The 542-nt window shown below is 35.6% G+C and carries 1 protein-coding gene; it reads left to right on the top strand.

Going from position 1 to position 542, the window contains the following annotated elements; genetic code table 11:
• On the top strand, positions 1-542 hold a 542-nt coding region (locus tag OCF96_RS09885), incomplete at both ends, for a MucBP domain-containing protein (protein ID WP_261447058.1).

Raw genomic sequence — 542 nt, 5'->3', positions numbered from 1 at the left:
GACGGCTTAGTCTATGAATTAGTTAAAACAAATAATGGACTAAAAGAAGGTTCAGCTACAGAAACAGGTAAAGTAACTACAGAAAAACAAACAGTTACTTATGAGTATGAGTTACAAAAAGGTGACGTAACAGTAAACTATACAGATACTGAAGGAAATGCGATTGAAGGTAAGACAAGTGTCAAAGCTGAAACTCAAAGTCCAACAGGTAAAGAGTACAACACCAACACACCAGACTTAAAACCAGAAACAATCACAACTGCCAATGGTGATGTTTATGAATTCGTGAAAAAATCTGAAACATCAGCTTCTGAAACAGGAAAAGTCAATACAGGAGTTACAACAGTTGAGTATGTATACCGTAAAGTTGTAACAAGTTATGTAGATGAAGAAGGCAAAGAAATTAACCCTTCAGACAAAGGAACGAAAGATAAGAAAGACATTCCAGAGTACATTTACAAAGAAACGAAGAAAGACGACAAAGGCAATACAACGCATGTATACCGTCAAGTCGTAACAAGTTATGTAGATGAAGAAGGCAA

This window comes from Streptococcus mitis, from assembly GCF_946190065.1.
GTDB lineage: Bacteria > Bacillota > Bacilli > Lactobacillales > Streptococcaceae > Streptococcus > Streptococcus mitis_DE.
Note: the sequence above shows the minus strand (reverse complement) of the source record. Positions and strands in the feature narration are given on the sequence as shown.